Consider the following 19,090-nt stretch of genomic DNA (forward strand, 5'->3'; position numbering starts at 1 on the left):
GACAAAGCATGGTCATCTTACCAGCCTTGGCCGTCGACATAGGAAATTCCGCCGATCGTGGACAAACGGCGAGTCGGCTATTCGCCGCGGAACAAGTTGATCTTTTCTTCGTGCCGCGCGCGCAGCTCAGGATCACGCACACCCAGGCCTTCGGCCGGTGCGAGACACCGTACGCCGACCTTTCCCTGATGCCGGTTGCGGTGTACGTCGAGCGTCGCCTGGCCCGTCTGCTCGAGCGGATAGACGCGCGAGAGCGTCGGGTGGATTCGACCCGAAGAGATGAGTCGATTGGCTTCCCATGCCTCGCGATAGTTGGCGAAGTGGCTGCCGATGATCCGCTTCAGGTTCATCCACAGATAGCGGTTGTCGAACTCGTGCTGGAAACCACTCGTCGACGCGCAGGTGACGATCGTCCCACCGCGCCGGGCGACGTAGATGCTCGCGCCGAACGTCTCCCGGCCGGGGTGCTCGAAGACGATGTCGGGGTCGCGGCCACCCGTCAGCGACCGGATCAGCTCGCCGAACCGCCGCCACTCGCCGGCGTCCTGGTTGTGCGCGTCGCGCCAGAACGTGAAGCCCTCGGCCGCGCGGTCGATCACGAGGTCGGCGCCCATCTGCCGGCACAGCTGCGCCTTCTCGGGCGAGGAGACCACACAGACCGGCGTGGCGCCGCCGTTGAGCGCGAGTTGCGTCGCGTACCCGCCGAGCCCGCCGGAGGCGCCCCAGATCAGCACGACGTCGCCCTGCTTCATCGCCGCGCCGTGGTGCGAGACGAGCTGCCGGTACGCCGTGGAGTTGACGAGCCCCGGGCAGGCCGCCTCCTCCCAGGTGAGGTGCCGCGGCTTGGGCATGAGCTGGTTGGCCTTGACCACGGCCAGCTCGGCGAGCCCGCCGAAGTTGGTCTCGAAGCCCCAGATGCGCTGCTGCGGGTCGAGCATCGTGTCGTCGTGCCCGTCGGCGTCCTCCAGCTCGACCGAGAGGCAGTGCGCGACGACCTCGTCGCCGGGCTTCCACTTCGAGACGCCCGCGCCGACGCGCAGCACCACGCCGGCGGCATCCGAACCGATCACCTGGTACGGCAGGTCGTGGCGCGCGGTCAGCGGCGACAGCTTGCCGTAGCGGCGCAGGAACGCGAACGTCGGCACCGGCTCGAAGATGCTGGTCCAGACGGTGTTGTAGTTGATGGCGCTGGCCATGACCGCCACCAGCGCCTCACCCGGCGCCAGCTCCGGCGTCGGCACCTCCTGCACGTGCAGTGATTTGCGCGGGTCCTTGTCGGCGGTCGCGAGCCCCTCGAACATCCCGGTCTCGTCGGCCCGCACCACCACACCGCGGTACGTCGGCGGCACCGGCACCCGCCCCAGCGCCGACAGGTCGGGCGCGGCGGAACCTTCGCCGGCCATGATCGTTTCGATGATCTCGCGCACCGGATCCCCCCGCCGCAGCCGATAGCACGGACGTTACAAACCATTGCCCGAACGGGGCATCCGTTTGCCGAAACGCGGTCAGTAGCATCCGTCAATGCCCTCGAAGCCGTTCCGGTTCACCGCGTCCATGCCAGGGCTCGACCGCACCCCGGCGCGCTGGCGCGACCAGATCCGCCGCATCGAGGAACTCGGTTTCAGCTCGGTCGCCGTGTCCGACCACTTCACCGACGGCTGGGCGATGGACCCGATCGTGGCCATGACGGTGGCCGCCGAGGCGACCAGCACGCTCAAGGTGCTCTCGCTGGTGCTCTGCAACGACTTCCGGCACCCGGTGCTGCTGCACAAGTCGATGGCCAACCTCGACGCGTTCTCCGGCGGCCGGGTGGAGGTCGGCCTGGGCGCGGGCTGGAAGCGCAGCGAGCACGAGGCGGCCGGGCTCGCCTTCGACCCGCCGGCCGAGCGGGTCGCCCGGCTCGCCGAGTCGATCGAGGTGATCACCGGGCTGTTCGGGCCGGAGCCGCTGACCTACGCCGGGCGGCACTACCGGATCACGGAGCTGGACGGGCTGCCGAAGCCCGCCACGCGGCGCCCGCCGATCCTGGTCGGTGGCGGCGGCCGCACGGTGCTGGAACTGGCCGGCCGGGTCGCCGACATCGTGGGCATCAACCCGCGGCTGACCGCGGCGGGTGGGCTGGCGGCGGCGATGGCCGACATGACCGCCGAGAAGATCACCCGAAAGGTGGCCTGGGCGCGCGGCGCCGCCGCGGACCCGGAGCGGCTGGAGTTCCAGATGACGATGCTGTCCGTGCGGGTCACGGTCGGCGGCGAGACGCACGGCTCGACGTCCAGCCAGGCGGCGGAAGCGTCGCCGGCGGAGCTGGCCGCCTCGCCCGCGGTGCTGCACGGCTCGGTCGACGCGTGCGTCGACAAGCTGGTCGAGGTGCGCGAGCGGTTCGGGATCAGCTATTTCCACCTGGGCGGCAACCTGGACGCCGCGGCACCGATCGTGGCGAAGCTGGCTTAAGCCGCGGGCTCCACCAGCTCGACGAGCACGCCGCCGGCGTCCTTCGGGTGGACGAAGTTGATCCGGGAGCCGGCGGTGCCGCGGCGCGGCGCGTCGTAGAGCAGGCGCATGCCGCGGGCGCGCAGGGCCGCCGCGGCGGCCTCGACGTCACGCACCGTGTAGGCGACCTGCTGCACCCCGGGGCCGGACCGGTCGAGAAACTTGGCGATGGCCGAGTCGGGCGACAGCGGGGCGAGCAGTTGCACGCAGCCGCCGGCGGGCGTCGGGCCGACCGACATCATCGCCTCGCGTACACCCTGCTCGGTGTTTTCCTCTATGTGGACGCAGGTCATGCCGAACACGCGGGAGTAGAACTCGATCGCCGTGTCGAGGTCGGGCACCGCCACGCCGACGTGGTCGATGCGGAGCAGACCCACATCCCCTGTGATTGAGTCGTCAGGGTGCATCCCGGCGGCATTCTGGCCCATGGCGATATTCTGGCCTAACGATCGCTAAGGTGCTCGCACGAACACCGGAGTTCTGAGAGGTAGCTGACATGACGAGCGTAATCGTTGGCGGCGCCCGCACGCCGATGGGCCGGCTGCTGGGCAACCTCAAGGACTTCACGGCGACAAAGCTCGGCGGGTTCGCGATCAAGGCCGCGCTGGAGCGCGCCGGCGTGACGCCCGACCGGGTCGACTACGTGATCATGGGCCAGGTCCTCCAGGCCGGCTGCGGGCAGATCCCGGCCCGCCAGGCGGCCATCGACGCGGGCATCCCGATGTCGGTGCCGGCGCTGACCATCAACAAGGTCTGCCTCTCCGGCCTCGACGCGATCGCGCTGGCCGACCAGCTCATCCGGGCCGGCGAGGCCGAGATCGTGGTGGCCGGCGGCATGGAGTCGATGACCAACGCCCCGCACCTCATGCTCGGGCAGCGCGGCGGCTACAAGTACGGCGACGTGACCGTCAAGGACCACATGGCCCTCGACGGGCTGACCGACGCGTACGACCAGATCAGCATGGGTGAGTCGACCGACCGGCTCGGCGCGAAGCTCGGCATCACCCGCGCCGAGCAGGACGAGTTCTCCGCCCGCAGCCACCAGCGGGCCGCCGCCGCGCAGAAGAACGGCTACCTCGCCGAGGAGATCGTCGCGATCGAGGTGCCGCAGCGCCGCGGCGAGCCGATCGTGATCAGCGAGGACGAGGGCATCCGCCCCGACTCGACGGCCGAGTCGCTCGGCAAGCTCCGGCCGGCGTTCATGTCCGACGGCACCATCACCGCCGCGAGCTCCTCGCCCATCTCCGACGGCGCGGCCGCGGTGGTCGTGATGAGCCGGGCCAAGGCCGACGAGCTGGGGCTCGCCTGGCTGGCCGAGATCGGCGCGCACGGCATGGTGGCCGGCCCCGACAACTCGCTGCACTCCCAGCCGTCCAACGCGATCATGAAGGCGCTGGCCAAGCAGGGCCTCTCCGTCGAGGACCTCGACGTGATCGAGATCAACGAGGCGTTCGCCCAGGTCGGCATCCAGTCGATGCGTGACCTCGGCATCACGCCCGAGATCGTCAACGTCAACGGCGGCGCGATCGCGCTGGGCCACCCGATCGGCATGAGCGGCGCCCGGCTGGCGCTGACCCTCGCGCTCGAGCTCAAGCGGCGCGGCGGCGGCACCGGCGCGGCGGCGCTCTGCGGCGGCGGCGGCCAGGGCGATGCCCTGATCATCACCGTTCCGAAGGCATGAGCTTTCGGCGTAGTCGCGACGTTCCGCAGCTGGTCGAGCGGGCGCGGGAGGGGGACCCCCGCGCCGTCGCCCGGCTGATCACGCTGGTCGAGAACGGTGACGAGCTGCTGCCCGAGATCGCGGCCGCGCTCGCGCCGCACACGGGCAACGCCCAGGTGATCGGCCTGACCGGGTCGCCCGGCGTCGGCAAGTCGACCACCACCAACGAGCTGGTCCGCGAGCTGCGCAAGCAGGGGCACCGGGTCGGCGTGCTGGCGGTCGACCCGTCGAGCCCGTTCACCGGCGGCGCGATCCTCGGCGACCGGGTCCGGATGCAGGACCACGCGACCGACCCCGGCGTCTACATCCGGTCGATGTCGTCCCGCGGCCACCTGGGCGGCCTCGCCGCCGCCACACCCCAGGCCGTACGCGTGCTCGAGGGTGCGGGTTGTGACGTGGTCCTGGTCGAGACCGTCGGCGTCGGCCAGGCCGAGGTCGAGGTGGCCTCGCTGGCCGACACCACGCTCGTGCTGCTCGCGCCCGGCATGGGCGACGCGATCCAAGCGGTCAAGGCGGGCATCCTGGAGATCGCGGACGTCTTCGTGGTCAACAAGGCCGACCGGGACGGCGCCGACAACACCTACCGCGACATCCAGGGCATGATCGCGCTCGGCGAGCGCGGCCCGGGGGAGTGGCGGCCGCAGGTCGTGCGCGCCGTGGCGAGCCGGGCCGAGGGCATCGACGACATCGCCGGCGCGATCGACAAGCACCGCGGCTGGCTGGTCGAGCACGGCGAGCTGCGCCGCCGCCGCGAGCAGCGGGCCGCCGCCGAGGTCGAGGCCATCACGCTGGGCACGCTGCGCGCCCGGATGGCCTCGTTCCGCGACGGTACGACGCTGCGCGAGCTGGCCACGGCCGTGGCGGCGGGTGAGCTGTCGCCGTACGCCGCCGCCGACCGGCTGCTCGCCAGTCTGGAAACCACGAACTGACGCAACCTTCGGGGCGACGCAACGCGTTAGGTTCCCCGGAGGTGAGCCAGTGTCGGGTCTGGTCGTGACACTGCGCGGCATCCGATCACGGGGTGGCCGGTCGACGCTCGTCGTCCTGCTGTCAACGGTCGCGATCGCGGCCGCCGTGCTCGTGCCGCTGTATTCGCGCGCCGCGGCGCAGTCGGTGCTGACGGACACGGTGGCGGATCCGCCGCCGATCGTGGCGGGGCTGACGGCGCGCGGCACCGCGCTCGAGGGCATGACCGCGCAGGTCGGCGACCGGCTGCGGGCCGCGCCGACCGTGGCCGCGGTGCTCGGGCCGGCCCAGGAGACCATCGCCGTGAGCGTCGACCCGGCCAGCGAGCTGAAGAGCCGCGGCCGGCTGGTCTACCGCCCGGGTTCCTGCGAGCACCTCACGATCCTCGAGGGGCGGTGCCCGGGCGACCGCGAGCTGATGGTCAGTGACCGCACCGTCGAGCGCGTCAAGATCCGGATGGGCGACGTGCTGACGTTGCCGGCCACCGGCGGGACCACGCGGACGTCGTTCGGAGAGCCGCCGCCGAAGGACGTCGCGTACCCGGTGGTGGGCGTCTACCGGATCGGCGACCCCACGGACCCGTACTGGGAGACCACCGGCTTCTTCGGTGGCTCGCCGCTCAACGAACTGGACTCCGACGGCACCAAGATCGTCGACGAGTTGTTCACCGGCAGCGAAAGCACCGTGCGGAGCATCGCGCTCGGTCGCCCGGTCGCCTCGCTGGAGTACCCGCTCGACGCGGAGCGGGTCCGGCTGGCCGACGTGCCGGCGCTGACCGGCGAGCTCGAGTCGCTGAGCGCGAGCAACTCGATGGAGGGGGTGGCCCTCACCATCGGACTGCTGGACAGCCTGCGGCTCGCCGACCGGCAGCGGTCGGCCATCACGGCCGCGGTGCCCACGGTCGCCCTCCCGCTGGTCCTCCTCTGCTGGTTCGTGCTCTTCCTGGTGGTCGCCGCGGTCACCGACGACCGGCGGGCGGAGATCGCGGTGGGCAAGCTGCGCGGGCTGAGCGTCGGCGGGATCACCCGGTTCGCGGTCGGCGAGCCGCTGCTGCTCATCGCCCTGGCCGCGCCGCTCGGTGTGGCGCTGGGCATCGGGTTGACCGCGCTCGCGAGCCGCGCCTTCCTGGCACCCGCGGTCGACGTCCAGATCGGCTGGCCGGTGCTCGTGGTCGCGCTCGGCGCGCTGCTCGGCGCGGTGGCCGCCGCCGTGCTCGGCGCCCGGGAGACCGTGCGGGCCAGCATCGGCGCGCTGCTGCGCCGGGTGCCGCACCGGGCCGGGCGGCGGGCGCTGGTCGCGGAGGCGGTCGTCGCCGCGCTCGCCCTGGCCGCCCTCTACCAGCTCCTGTTCGGCGCCGACGGGCAGAGCGCCACGCTCGGCTACGCGGCACCGGCCCTGATCGCGCTGCTCGCCGGCCTGCTCACCGCCCGGCTGCTCGGCCTGGTGGCCCGGCGCCGGCTGCCACGGGCGATCCGGGCGGGCCGGTTGCCCGGGATGCTGGCCGCCGCCCAGGTCGGGCGCCGGCCCGAGAGCGGGCGCCTGGTCGCGGTGCTCACCGTCGCGCTGGCCCTGCTGACGTTCGCGGCGACCATCTGGGACGTCTCGTCGGCCAACCGGCTGCGCACCGCCAACGCCGACATCGGCGCCGACCGCGTCTACATCGTCAACGCGAACGAGCCCGGTGCCGTGCGGGCCGCGGTCCACGAGATCGACCCGACCGGTACGACGGCGATGGCGGTCGTCCGGGTCAAGCAGAGTTACGGCGGCGACTATGTCGACCTGATCGGCGTCGAGGCCGACCGGCTGGCGGCGGTCAGCCATTTCCCCGACAAGTCGCCCGAGCAGGTGGCCGCCGTGGCCGCGCGCATCGCCGACGCGGGCGCACCACCGGTGCCGCTCGAGTCGGGCCGGCTCGAGGTGCGGGCGACCGTGCGCGCGCTGCAGCAGCAGCGGCCGATGCGGCTCGGCCTGGTCTTCGGCGAGCCGGGCAAGGCGCCCCAGTCCGTCGACCTGGGCGTGCTGCGGACCGGCCCGGCCACGTACGCGGGCGACCTGACCTGCGGCGCCGGCTGCCGCCTGCTCGGCCTGCAGGTGCGCCGCTATCCCGGTGACAACGAGCCGGGCTCGACCACGGTCACCGTCGAGAGCCTGGCGCTCGACGGCACCCCGATCGACGGCTCGTTCAGCCAGCCCGGCACGTGGCGGCCGACCGATCCGCTGCCCGAGGGCCAGACGCTCGCCGTCACGGCCGAGGACGCCGGGCTCACGCTCGACGTGACCAGCGAGACCAGCGCCGACGTCGTCGCCCAGTACGGCGACATGAGCAAGGAGGCGCCGGTCGTGCTGGCCGGGCCCGCACCGGCCGAGGACACCGGCGCGACGAGCTTCTCGTTCCCGGTGCTCGGTCGGGCACCCGACCCGGTGCACGTGGTCGAGCGGGTGCCGCTGGTCCCGCGGGGCGGTGACTACGCGCTGCTGTTCGACGGTCCCGCGCTGGGGGAGCGGGCCGAGCGGTCCGCCGGGCTCAACGTGGACCAGTTCACCTACGAGGTCTGGGCGACCGACGCGGCACCGGCCGACCTGGGTGCCCGGCTGGCCGCGGAGGGCATGCCGGTGGTGCGCACCGAGCTGTGGGCCGACCGGACGACCCAGCTCGGCCGGGCCGCGCCGGCGCTGGCCCTGCGGCTCTATCTTTTCGCCGGCCTGGTCGCGCTGCTGCTCGCCCTCGGCGCGCTCGTGCTCGACGCGGGGGTGACCGCGCCGTGGCGGCGTGAGCAGGCCCGCGGGCTGCGGCTGACCGGCGTGCCGGTGCGGGTGCTGCGCGGCATGGCCAACCGGGAGAACCTGATGGTGCTCGGCTATCCGGTCGTCGCGGGCATCGTCGCCGGCGTGGGCGGGGCGGCGCTGGTGCTGCCGGCGATCGCGCTCGTCTCGATCGACGGCGGTGACCAGGCCTACCGGCTGGGTGGCTGGTGGCTGCCCGGATCCCTGTTGTTCCTGCTGGTCGCGCTCGCGGTCGCGGGTGTGGTGCTGCGCCGGGTGCGGGGAGGTGCGCGATGAGCGTCGCGAGGCTCGAGGCGGGAACCGGTCTGGTGCCGCTCGGCGTCACCTGCCGGGGCGTGGTCCTCATCTACCGGCTGGAGGGCTACGACGTGGTCGCGCTGGCCGGCGTCGACCTCGACATCGCCCCCGGCGAGTCGGTGGCCCTGGTCGGCCCGTCCGGCGCCGGCAAGTCGACGCTGCTGTCGCTGATGTCCGGCGTGCTGCGGCCCTCGGCCGGGCGGCTGCACGTCGGCGAGCTGGACATGGTCCGGGCCGACGCCGCCGAGGTGCAGCGGCTGCGGGCGGTCGACGTCGGCGTCGCCCTGCAGGGCAGCGCGCGCAACCTGCTGCCGTACCTGACCTGCGAGCAGAACGTGCGGTTCGCCCAGCGCGCGGCCCGCAGCCTGGGCCGGCGCCCGCCCGACCCGGCCGCGATCCTCGACGACGTCGGCCTGCTCGGCCGGCGGCGCGCGGTGCCGGGCGAGCTGGCGCCGGGCGAGCGGCAGCGGCTCGCGTTCGCGGTCGCCGGCGCCACCCGGCCGGGCCTGCTGTTGCTCGACGAGCCGACCAACCAGCTCGACGAGCACTCCCGCGACGAGGTGCTGGACGTGCTGCACCGGCTGAACGCGGCCGGCACCACGGTCGTCGTGGTCACCCACGACATGGAGGTCGGCGCGGCCCTCGGCCGCACGGTGACGATCCGGGACGGCCGGGTGGGCGCCGAGGGCCGGCGCGGAGAGGACTACTCCGTGGTGGGTCGCGACGGTAGCGTGCACCTTCCGGCGGAACTGCTCGAGCGGCTGCCGCCGGGCACGCTCGTCACGATCACGTCCGATGCCGACGGCACGATCCGGCTCGTACCGGCGCTTGAAGGGGGAACCGCATGAGCAGGACCATCGTCGTCGACGAGGTGACCGTCGCGTACGGGTCGGGTGAGCCGGTGTTGACCGGCGTCTCCGCTCGCGCGACGCCGGGCCAGGTGCTCGCCGTGACCGGCCCGTCCGGTGCCGGCAAGACCACGCTGCTGTGGACCATGGCCGGGCTGCTGCGCCCGTCGGCCGGCAGCGTGACCGTCGACGGCGAGCAGATCCGCGACCGTGACTTCGCCGTCGCCCAGCAGGTCGTGCTCGTGCCGCAGGACAACGGCCTGGCCGCGATCCTGACGGCCGCCGAGAACGTGCAGGTCGCCCTGATCGCGGGCGGGGTCACCCCGCCGGAGGCGCGCCGGCGCACGGCCGAGTCGCTGGAGCGGCTGGGCCTGTCCGGCCAGACCGACCAGCTCGTCGAGGAGCTCTCCGGCGGCCAGCAGCAGCGCACGGCGATCGCCCGCGGGCTGGCCCTGCACGGCGACGTGCTGCTGGCCGACGAGGTGACCAGCGAGCTCGACGCGAGCAACCGGCAGAAGGTCATCGACCTGCTCCGGGAGGAGGCGTTCCGGGGCGCCGCGGTCGTGTTCGCGACGCACGACCCGGAGGCGGCCGCGGCCTGCGACGCCGAGCTGCACCTGGTCGACGGCCGGGCCGAGGTTGTCCGCGGTCCGTCACCTGTCGGCCACTGACAAAGGTGGCCGGCCGGGGCTACCGTGCCGGCCATGACTGACACCAGCACGCCGCCCGCCACCGAGCCGGCGCAGGCCCAGGTCCAGGTCCCCGCCCCGCGGCCCGAGAGCGACACCGCGGCCGCCGAGAAGATCTCCGTCTCCGGGCGGGTCGCCTCGGCGGTGGTCGAGCGGCTGCGCAACGAGGGGTCGCTGACGGCCGAGCGCGGCTCGACGACGATCGCCGACGACGTCGTCGAGAAGATCGCCGGCATCGCGGCCCGCGGCGTGCCCGGTGTGCACGATCTCGGCGGCGACGTGGCGCGGGTGGTCGCCGGGCTGCGCGAGCGGGTCGGGCTCGGTGACGCCGACGCCGACACCGACCGCGGGGTCAAGGTCCGCCTGGAGGGCGACCAGGCCACGGTCGAGATCACCCTGGTCATCGAGTACGGGCAGGTCGTACGCACGGTGACCGAGGCTGTGCGGAACGAGGTGATCGCCGCCGTCGAGAAGATGCTGAGCCTGCAGGTCACCGAGGTCAACATCCGGGTTGACGACGTTCACGTGGAGGCTTAGCGATCGTTCAGGCTGTGCCTCTAGACTGGCCGAATGGACGCCGAGGAGATCGCCGCGGGGCGAGCCCGCTGGCAGGCGCGCTACGACGCCGCCCGCAAGCGCGACGCCGACTTCACCACGCTCTCGGGCATGCCGGTCGAGCCGGTCTACGGGCCGCCGCCGGGCGCCGCCGTGCCCGGGTTCGAGCGCATCGGTTGGCCGGGTGAGTTCCCGTTCACCCGTGGCCTCTACCCGACCGGCTACCGGGGCCGCACCTGGACCATCCGGCAGTTCGCCGGCTTCGGCAACGCCCAGCAGACCAACGAGCGCTACAAGCTGATCCTCGGCGCGGGCGGTGGCGGCCTCTCGGTCGCGTTCGACATGCCCACCCTGATGGGCCGCGACTCCGACGAGGAGCAGTCGCTGGGCGAGGTCGGCCACTGCGGCGTCGCGATCGACTCCGCCGCCGACATGGACGTGCTGTTCGACGGCATCGACATCGGCGCGGTCACCACCTCGATGACGATCTCCGGCCCGGCCGTGCCGGTCTTCTGCATGTATCTCGTGGCCGCCGAGCGGCAGGGCGCCGACCTGTCCAAGCTGGACGGCACGCTGCAGACCGACATCTTCAAGGAATACATCGCCCAGAAGGAGTGGCTCTTCGAGCCCGAGCCGCACCTGCGGCTGATCGGCGACCTGATGGAATACTGCGCCCACGAGATCCCGCGCTACAAGCCGCTCTCGGTCTCGGGCTACCACATCCGCGAGGCGGGCTCGACCGCCGCGCAGGAGCTGGCCTACACGCTGGCCGACGGCTTCGGCTACGTGGAGCTCGGGCTCTCCCGCGGCCTCGACGTCAACCAGTTCGCCCCCGGGTTGTCGTTCTTCTTCGACTCGCACGTCGACTTCTTCGAGGAGATCGCCAAGTTCCGCGCGGCCCGGCGCATCTGGGCCCGCTGGCTGCGCGACGTCTACGGCGCGACCGACGAGCGGGCGCTCTGGCTGCGCTTCCACACCCAGACCGCGGGTGTCTCGCTGACCGCGCAGCAGCCGGTCAACAACGTCGTCCGCACGGCGGTCGAGGCGCTCGCCGCGGTGCTCGGCGGCACCAACTCGCTGCACACCAACGCGCTCGACGAGACGCTGGCGCTGCCGACCGACGAGTCGGCCGAGATCGCCCTGCGCACGCAGCAGGTGCTGATGGAGGAGACCGGCGTGACCAACGTGGCCGACCCGCTGGGCGGCTCGTGGTACGTCGAGGCGCTCACCGACGAGATCGAGGCCGAGGCCGAGAAGATCTTCGAGCGGATCCGTGAGCTGGGCTCCGACGGCACGATCACCGCGGGCATCCTGCGCGGCATCGAGGACGGCTGGTTCACGGCCGCGATCGCCGACTCCGCCTTCACCTACCAGCGGGCGCTGGAGAAGGGCGAGAAGCGGATCGTCGGGGTCAACACGCACACCGGCACCGTGGCCAAGGAGCTGGAGATCCTGCGCATCTCGCACGAGGTCGAGATCGAGCAGAAGGCCCTGCTCGGCCGCCGCAAGGCCGGGCGCGACCAGGCGGCCGTCGACGCGGCCCTGAAGCGGCTCGTCGAGGTCTCCCGGACCAGCGAGAACATGATCCCGGCCATGCTCGACGCGGCGCGCGTCGAGGCGACCCTGGGCGAGATCTGCGGCGTCCTCAAGGACGAGTGGGGCGTTTACCGGGAACCCGCACGATTCTGAAGCCGGCTCAGTTAACCGGGTGATCACGGGGCTGCGCTATCGCCGACGAGGTGATAGGCAGTACCCGTGTCAGGTCTCGCAGTCGCTTGCCGCCGGGTGGTGCACATCTACCGCGCCGAGGCGGGCGACGTCGTCGCCCTCTCGGGCGTCGACCTGTCGATCGGGCCGGGCGAGATGCTCGCCCTGGTCGGCCCGTCCGGCTCGGGCAAGTCCACCCTGGTCGCCCTGTTGGCCGGGCTGATGCGCCCGTCCGCCGGCCGGGTCAACGTCGGCACCTACGACCTCGGCAAGCTCAGCGACGCCGAGATCTCCCGGCTGCGCGGCACCCAGATCGGCGTGGTGCTCCAGGGCGCCGCCCGCAACCTCCTGCCCTACGCGTCGCTCGAGCGCAACGTCTGGCTGGCCCAGCGCCGCGCCGCCCGCACCGAGGGCATCGAGCTCGAAGACCCGGAGCGCATCCTCGACCTGGTGGGCCTGCGCGGCAAGGGCGCCGCGCGGCTCACCGACCTCGCCCCCGGCGCGCGCCAGCGGGCCGCGCTCGCGGTCGGCATCGCCGCGTCGCCGGGCCTGCTGCTCGTCGACGAGCCGACCAGCCAGCTCGACTCGCACGGCCGCGACGAGGTGCTCGACGCGCTGGAGACGGTCAACGCCGAGCGCGGCACCACCGTCGTCGTGGTCACCCACGACGCCGAGGTCGGCGCCCGGCTCGGCCGCGCGGTGACCATCCGCGACGGGCGCGTCGGCGCCGAGGGCCGCGGCGGGCAGGACTTCGCCGTGGTCGCGGGCGACGGCACCGTGCAGCTTCCGCCCGACGTGCTCGGCCACTTCCCGCCCGGCACCCTGTTCACGGTCGACCAGGCCGACGGCACCGTCACCCTGGTGCCCGGCGGCGCCGCGCAGATCCCGGAGTCACACGCCGGCGACGCGGCCTGATGTTCGGAGTCGTCCGAGGTGCGCTGCGAGCCCGCCGCGCACAGGCCGCCACCGTCCTCGTGCTCACCGGCCTGGCCGTCGCCGTGGCCGCCGCCGCGCCCTGGTACGTCCGGGCCGCCGAGCGCTCGGTGGCGGTCGCCGACGTCGAGGGCGCCCGGTCCGGCGAGCTGGTCGTGCGGGTCGCGGGCCGGGTCGAGGGCGCCATCGCGGCCGGGGGCAGCGTCCGCCCCGGCGCGACCGTGGTCTCCGAGGTCGAGGAGCAGGCCGGCGACCTCGTCGACGTGCCCGGCGCGGCCGGCACGGTGTCGCTCCGCGAAAGCGGCGCGCTCACGTCCGAGCTGGGCCGGGTCAACCTGCGGGTCGGCTACCGCGACGAGATGTGCGAGCACCTGGCCGTCGAGGGTGCCTGCCCGCGATCGAAGGGCGAGGTGCTGCTGAGCCGGCGCACCGCGCAGGTGCTCCAGGTGCGGCCCGGCGACCGGGTCGACTTCGTGCTCTCCTCGCAGCCGCCCATCGAGTTCACGGTCGCCGGGACCTACCAGTTGCTCGACCCGCTCGGGACCTACTGGGCGCTCACCGAGCTGGGCGGCACGACCGCGCTGGACCCGGGCACCGAGGGCCCCGGCGACCCGGCGTTCGTCAGCTCCGACACCCTGGCCGCGCTGCCGGTCAAGGAGATCGTGGCCGACTACCACCTGCGGATCCCGGAGCGGCTCTTCCTCGACGACCTCGCCGGGCTGCGCGCCGACCTCGCCGCGGTCGGCCGCGACAGCGGGGCCTGGCGGGTCACGACCGACGCGGTCACGTTGGCCGACCGGATCGACCGCGAACGGGAGCTCGTCGCGCTCGGGGTCGGCGTCGCCGCCGTACAGCTGCTGGTCCTCTGCTGGTTCGGCCTGTTCTTCGCGGTCCGGCACACCGCCGAGCAGCGCCGGCCCGACCTCGGGCTGTTGAAGCTGCGCGGCGCGGCCCGTTGGCGGCTCTGGCACCTGGCGATCGCGCAGAGCGCGGTGCCGATGCTGTTCGGCGCGCTGGGCGGTGCCGCGCTCGGGCTCGGCGTCGCACGGCTGGTCGCGGGCGACGTGCCCGACGCCGGCTCGGCCGCCGTCTTCTCCGGGGTCGCCGCGCTGGCCGCCCTGCTCGGCGCCGTGCTGGCCGCGGTCGCCGCCGACGCCGGCGGCATGCGGGCGTCGGTCACCGACCTCCTGCGGCACGTGCCGTCGCGCCGGCGCGGCTGGCGTGCCGAGGTGGTCGACCTGGTCATCGTGCTGATCGCCGCCGCGGGCCTCTACCAGAGCTACGCGACCGCGGTCGAGGACGACGACACCAGCGGCCTCGCGCTGCTCGCGCCGACCCTGGTCGCGGTGCTGATCGCGCTGGCCGCCGCCCGGCTGCTCACCCCGCTCGCCGGGCGCGTCGGCCGCCGCGCGCTGCGGACCGGCCGGGTGCCGGCCGCGCTCGGCGCCACCCAGCTCGCCCGCCGGCCCGGCACCCACCGGGTGTTCGCGCTCCTGGTCATCGCCGTCGCGCTGCTCGGCACCGCGGTCGGCGGCTGGAGCGCGGCCGACGAGAGCCGGGTCGACCGGGCCCGGCACGAGCTGGGCGCCGACCGCGTCCTCACCGTGCAGACCCGCAGCCGGGCCGCGCTGATCGCCGCGGTGCGGGCCGCCGACCCGACGGGCCGGCAGGCGATGGCCGTCGTACGCGGGAACGACGGCCCGGCCACGGTGCTGCTGGCCGTCGACTCCGCGCGGTTCGCCGCGGTCGCCGACTGGCAGCCGGTCTACGGCGCGCCGCCCGACGCCGCGCTGCTGCACCCGCCGGCGCCGGCCCCACTGTCCACAACCGACGGTGAGCTGACGCTCGACGTCGACGGCACGATGCTGCCCGCCCCGCTGGCGCCGCTCTCGCCCGGCGACACCGGTGGCGTGGCGGGCGGCGCGGCCCCGCCGCCCCCGCTCTACGTGCTCGTGCACCTCGCGACCGAGGCCGGCGACCAGACGGTCGTCCGGTTCGGCCCCGTCACCGGCGCGCGGGCCCGCTACACGGCTCCGCTGTCCGGCTGCGGCGCGGGCTGCCGGCTGCTCGGCTTCGAGTCGGTGACACAGAACTTCGCCGGCCGCTCGGTGCCGCCCGACCCCGGCGCGACCGTCACGGTCTTCGGCCTCACCGGCGCCGCCGGGCCGGTCGTCCCGGCCGACGTGCTCGGCGACGTGCGGCGCTGGCGGGCAGGGATGGGCCGGAACACCGTCGGGCCCAACGTGACCACGGCCGGCGGCACGCTGACCATCACCGCCGTCCGGGCGGCCCGCGAGGCCGACCAGTCGACCCGGGTGCACGCGATCGACGCACCCGCCCCGCTGCCGGTGCTCACCACCCGCAACACGCTGCCGCCGGCCGCCGGTGACGCGCGGCTGGGCGTCTTCGGCGGTGAGGACGTGCCGGTCCGCACGGTCGGCACGGTGCGCACGCTGCCGACCGCCGGCCGGTTCGGCTACCTGATGGACCTGGAGTACGCCGACCGCGTCGCCGAGAGCCCCGGCACCGTCGACATCCCGCAGGTCTGGCTCACCTCGGACGCCGCACCGGACATCGTCGACAGGCTGCGGGCCGGTGGCCTGACCGTGATCGCCGACGAGACCGCGACCGGGGTGATCGACCGCCTGGGCCGCGAGGCGCCGCCGGCCGCCCTGGGCTTCCAACTCGTCGCGGCCCTCGCCGGGCTGCTGCTCACCGCCGGCGCCTTCATCGTGGTCGCCGCCGTCGAGCGGCCGGAGCGGGCCGGCGAGCTGGCCGCGCTGCGCGCGCAGGGCCTGCGGCCGGGCGTGGTCCGCCGGGTCGCCTGGGGTGGCTACGGCGGGCTCGCGCTCGCGGCCGTGCTGCTGGGCCTGGGTGCGAGCGCGCTGGCGCAGGCCGTCACCCGGCGGCCGATCCCGCTCTTCCTCGACGGTTGGAGCGTGCTGCCGGTCGACGTCGGCCCGCAGTTCGGCCCGCTGGGCCTGGCCGCGCTCGGCGCCCTGCTGGTCGTCGGCGCGGCCGGCGCGACCGCCGCCGTGCTGCTCGTCCGGGCCGTGGACGGGGAGTCCTCGTGATCGCGCTGGTGACCCTCATGCTCACCGCCCGCCGGCTGCAGGCGGCCCTGGTCGTGCTGCTCAGCGCGCTGGCCACGGCGGCCGCGGTGGCGGGGCCCGTCTACACCGACGCCGTCGACCGGGCGGCGGTCGCCGCCGAGGTGGCCAACACCGCGCCGGCCGACCGGACGGTCGCGGTCCGGGCCGCGCTCGAGAGCACCCAGCGGGACCGCTTCGACGCGCTCGCCGGCGATCTCGCCGACCTGCCCGGGTTCACCACCGTGCTGTCGGCGACGCTGCCGGTGCTGGGCCTGGAGCCCGAGTCCGGCGACATCTCGTGGTTCACCTTCCGCGACAGCGTCTGCGAGCACATCCGGATCGTCTCCGGGCGGTGCCTGATGGCCACGGGCGAGGCGGTCGTCGGCGCGTCGACCGCGCGCCGGCTGGGCCTCACGCCCGGCCGGACGGTGTCGCTGGGCTGGGCCACCTACGACGAGGCGAGCCGCGCCTGGGTGCTCTCCGGACGGCCGGCGCCGACCACCGTCGTCGGCGTCTACGAGCCCGTCGACCCGGCCGAGCCGTACTGGGGGCGCAGCGGCTACTTCTCCCCGACCGCACCGGACGCCGCGGCCGAACCCGTGTTCGCCGGGCGGCCCACGGTCGACGCCCTGGAGCACGACGCCGACAACCGCAGCGTCGAGGCGATCCCCGGCCCGGGCGCCTTCGACGCGGACACCCTCCCGGCGCTCTCGACCGCCCTGGACGAGCTGAGCGAGGAACTCGGCGACGACGAGGAGATGGCCCGGTTCGCCGCGCTCACCGACGACCTGCCGAAGCTCTTCGACCGGGTGAACCGCTCCGACGCCCTCACCCGCGAGGTGGTGCCGCTGGCCGGCCTGCCGCTGATCGGCCTGTGCTGGCTCGTCATCTTCGTCGCCGTGGCCGGGGCGACCGCCGCCCGCCGGCACGAGCAGGCGCTCATCGCGCTGCGCGGCGCGCCCCGGATCGGCCGGTTCTGGCTGGCCGCGGGGGAGAGCGTGATCGCGATCGCGGTCGGCGCGCCGCTCGGCTACGTCGCCGGCACGCTGGCCACCCGGGCGATCGCCGACGCCCGGTTCGGCCCGGTCCCGGTGTTCGACCTCGCGCCGGCGCCGGGCGCGCCGGCCGCCGCCCTCGTCGCCGTCGCCGGTGCCGTGCTGGTCGGCCTGCTCGCGCTGCGCCGCGACCTGTCCAGCCCGGTCGTCGACCTGCTGCGCCGGGTGCCGCCGCGCGGCGCCGCCTGGCGGACGATCGCGATCGACGCGGCCGCCGTCGTGCTCGCCGTGCTGGCCGCCGTGCAACTCCGCGCGTTCGACGGCCAGTTGCTCGGGCTCGGCCTGCTGGTGCCCGGACTGATCGCGCTGGCGGTCGCCGTGCTCGCCGGTCGCCTGCTGGTGCCGCTGGCCGCCCGGCTCGGGCGCGGAGCGGTGCGGCGGGGCCGGCTCGGGCTCGCCCTCGGCGCGCTGCAGGTCGCCCGCCGGCCCGGCAGCCAGCGGCTGTTCGTCCTGCTCGCCGTCGCGGTCGCGGTGCTGGGATTCGCGACCACCACGGTCGACGTCGCCGACCGCGCCCGCGCCGACCGGGCCGCCGTGGAGACCGGCGCCACCCGGACGCTGACCGTGGCACCGACCGACGCGGGCGCGCTGCGGGCCGCGGTGCGGGCCGTCGACCCCGACGGGCGGTACGCGATGGCCGTCGGCGTCCGGCCGGGCGTCGACGGACCACCGGTGCTGTTCGCCGACACCGCCGCCCTGCCCGCGGTGGCGGTCTGGCGACCCGAGTACGGCGACCGCACGCCGGCCGAGATCGCCGCCGCGCTGCGGCCGCCGGACGACGAGCCGGTGGTGGTCAAGGGCACCGAACTGGCGTTGACCGTCGACTACGCGCCACCTCCGGCCACCGACGGCACCGCCCCCGGCACCGAGTTGCGGCTCACCGCGTTGCTGAGGCCGCTGGCGGGCGGCCCGCCGGTGCGGGCCGGCAGCGCCGACGTCAAGACGGGCCGCCACACCTGGACGATGGCCAGCCAGGCCTGCGCCGACGGGTGCCGGCTCGCCGGGATCGAAGCGATCTACTCCGCGGCCGGTGGCGAGGTGGCCGAGGTGTCGATCATCTCGCTCGGCGTCCGGGCCGAAGCCGGCGCGCCGCTCACCGAGGTCGTCCCGGCCTTCGCCGTCGACAGGTGGCGGGCCAGCGACGACGCGGAGTTGACCGCCGAGGACGGCGGCGTGCACGTGGTCGTGCCCGGCGCGGTCATCCAGCCCCGGCCCACCGTGCTGGTGCCGGTCAGCACCCCCGGCGACGTGCCGGTGCTCAGCGGCGGGCCGGCGCCGAAGTCGGGCGAGGCCGAGGGCGTCGACGGCAACATCGTCGCGATCCGCTCCGTGGCCGAGGGCCGGGCGCTGCCCCGCATCGGCACCGGGTTGTTGATGGACATCGGGTACGCCGAGCGCGTCGCGACCGCCGCCACCGCCCTCGACACCGCCGAGGTCTGGCTCGGCCCGGCCGCACCGGCCGACGTCGAGCAGCGGCTGGCGGCCCAGGGCCTGGTGGTGACCGGCCGGGACTCCGTGGCGGCCGCCGCCGACCGGCTCGACGGGCGCGGCCCCGCCCTCGCCGTCTGGTTCCACCTGTTGGCCGGCGTGGTCGCCGTGCTTCTCGCCGCGTGCGGTATGTGGCTGATGGCCGCCGTCGACCGCCGGCGCACCCTCGACGACCTGGTCGCCCTGCGCCGGCAGGGGCTCGCCGCGCGTACCGGTGGGAGTTGGGTTCTCTGGGCCTATCTGCCGGTCGCCGTCGCGGCCGTGGTCACCGGTTTGGTGGCGGCCGTGATCGCCTGGGCGGTGGTCGGCCAGTATGTCCCGTATTTCGTCGATGACGACTTCGCGCTGGCGCCTCCGACCTGGCCACGGCCCCTCGCGATCGTCCTTCCGGCGGTCGCGGTGGCGGTGCTGTTCACCTCCGTGGCGGTCGGTCTGCGTCGCGCGCTGCGCGTGCGAGACTAGGGAA

Annotated in this window: 13 protein-coding genes; 11 read left to right on the top strand and 2 right to left on the bottom strand. The window is 74.4% G+C overall.

Annotated elements, in window-relative coordinates:
* Window positions 1–77 precede the first annotated feature (77 nt).
* Complete coding sequence (ccrA, locus tag Asi02nite_RS04015) at window positions 78–1,403, bottom strand: crotonyl-CoA carboxylase/reductase (protein WP_373312146.1); 1,326 nt, start codon at window positions 1,401–1,403, stop codon at window positions 78–80.
* 118 nt (window positions 1,404–1,521) lie between these two features.
* Here ccrA and Asi02nite_RS04020 point away from each other — a divergent pair, with 118 nt between their 5' ends.
* Window positions 1,522–2,451 carry a TIGR03621 family F420-dependent LLM class oxidoreductase gene (locus tag Asi02nite_RS04020; RefSeq protein ID WP_203710755.1) on the top strand — a complete coding sequence of 310 codons (930 nt, stop codon included), beginning with the start codon at window positions 1,522–1,524 and terminating at the stop codon, window positions 2,449–2,451.
* Here the strand turns inward: Asi02nite_RS04020 and mce are convergent.
* Complete coding sequence (gene mce / locus Asi02nite_RS04025) at window positions 2,448–2,897, bottom strand: methylmalonyl-CoA epimerase (RefSeq protein ID WP_373312147.1); 450 nt, start codon at window positions 2,895–2,897, stop codon at window positions 2,448–2,450. The genes Asi02nite_RS04020 and mce overlap by 4 nt on opposite strands.
* A gap of 89 nt (window positions 2,898–2,986) precedes the next feature.
* Between mce and Asi02nite_RS04030 the strand changes: the two genes are divergently transcribed.
* From Asi02nite_RS04030 to Asi02nite_RS04075, 10 genes are all read left to right on the top strand, one after another.
* Window positions 2,987–4,171 carry an acetyl-CoA C-acetyltransferase gene (locus Asi02nite_RS04030; protein WP_203710757.1) on the top strand — a complete coding sequence of 395 codons (1,185 nt, stop codon included), beginning with the start codon at window positions 2,987–2,989 and terminating at the stop codon, window positions 4,169–4,171.
* On the top strand, window positions 4,168–5,139 hold the full coding sequence (meaB, locus tag Asi02nite_RS04035) for a methylmalonyl Co-A mutase-associated GTPase MeaB (protein ID WP_203710758.1): 972 nt from the start codon (window positions 4,168–4,170) through the stop codon (window positions 5,137–5,139). Before Asi02nite_RS04030 ends, meaB begins: the two co-directional genes overlap by 4 nt.
* A 49-nt stretch (window positions 5,140–5,188) precedes the next feature.
* Complete coding sequence (locus tag Asi02nite_RS04040; RefSeq protein ID WP_203710759.1) at window positions 5,189–8,236, top strand: FtsX-like permease family protein; 3,048 nt, start codon at window positions 5,189–5,191, stop codon at window positions 8,234–8,236.
* Window positions 8,233–9,105, top strand: coding sequence for an ABC transporter ATP-binding protein (locus Asi02nite_RS04045; RefSeq protein WP_203710760.1), 873 nt, complete (start codon window positions 8,233–8,235; stop codon window positions 9,103–9,105). Before Asi02nite_RS04040 ends, Asi02nite_RS04045 begins: the two co-directional genes overlap by 4 nt.
* The gene (locus Asi02nite_RS04050) at window positions 9,102–9,776 is read left to right on the top strand and encodes an ATP-binding cassette domain-containing protein (protein WP_203710761.1); all 675 of its coding nucleotides are present in this window, start codon (window positions 9,102–9,104) and stop codon (window positions 9,774–9,776) included. The genes Asi02nite_RS04045 and Asi02nite_RS04050 overlap by 4 nt, the downstream gene beginning before the upstream one ends.
* Window positions 9,777–9,809: 33 nt before the next feature.
* Window positions 9,810–10,331 (top strand): Asp23/Gls24 family envelope stress response protein, encoded by a 522-nt coding sequence (locus Asi02nite_RS04055; protein ID WP_203710762.1) that lies wholly within the window; start codon window positions 9,810–9,812, stop codon window positions 10,329–10,331.
* A gap of 33 nt (window positions 10,332–10,364) precedes the next feature.
* A complete protein-coding gene (icmA, locus tag Asi02nite_RS04060; RefSeq protein ID WP_203710763.1) occupies window positions 10,365–12,038 on the top strand; it encodes a coenzyme B12-dependent isobutyryl-CoA mutase large subunit in 1,674 nt (557 codons plus the stop codon).
* Window positions 12,039–12,104: 66 nt separating this feature from the next.
* A complete protein-coding gene (locus Asi02nite_RS04065) occupies window positions 12,105–12,971 on the top strand; it encodes an ABC transporter ATP-binding protein (protein ID WP_203710764.1) in 867 nt (288 codons plus the stop codon).
* Entirely contained in the window at window positions 12,971–16,063 is a 3,093-nt protein-coding gene (locus tag Asi02nite_RS04070) for an FtsX-like permease family protein (RefSeq protein ID WP_203710765.1), read from the top strand. The genes Asi02nite_RS04065 and Asi02nite_RS04070 overlap by 1 nt, the downstream gene beginning before the upstream one ends.
* A complete protein-coding gene (locus Asi02nite_RS04075; RefSeq protein WP_203710766.1) occupies window positions 16,060–19,086 on the top strand; it encodes an FtsX-like permease family protein in 3,027 nt (1,008 codons plus the stop codon). The genes Asi02nite_RS04070 and Asi02nite_RS04075 overlap by 4 nt, the downstream gene beginning before the upstream one ends.
* Window positions 19,087–19,090 lie beyond the last annotated feature (4 nt).

It is taken from the genome of Asanoa siamensis (assembly GCF_016862555.1).
Classification (GTDB): domain Bacteria; phylum Actinomycetota; class Actinomycetes; order Mycobacteriales; family Micromonosporaceae; genus Asanoa; species Asanoa siamensis.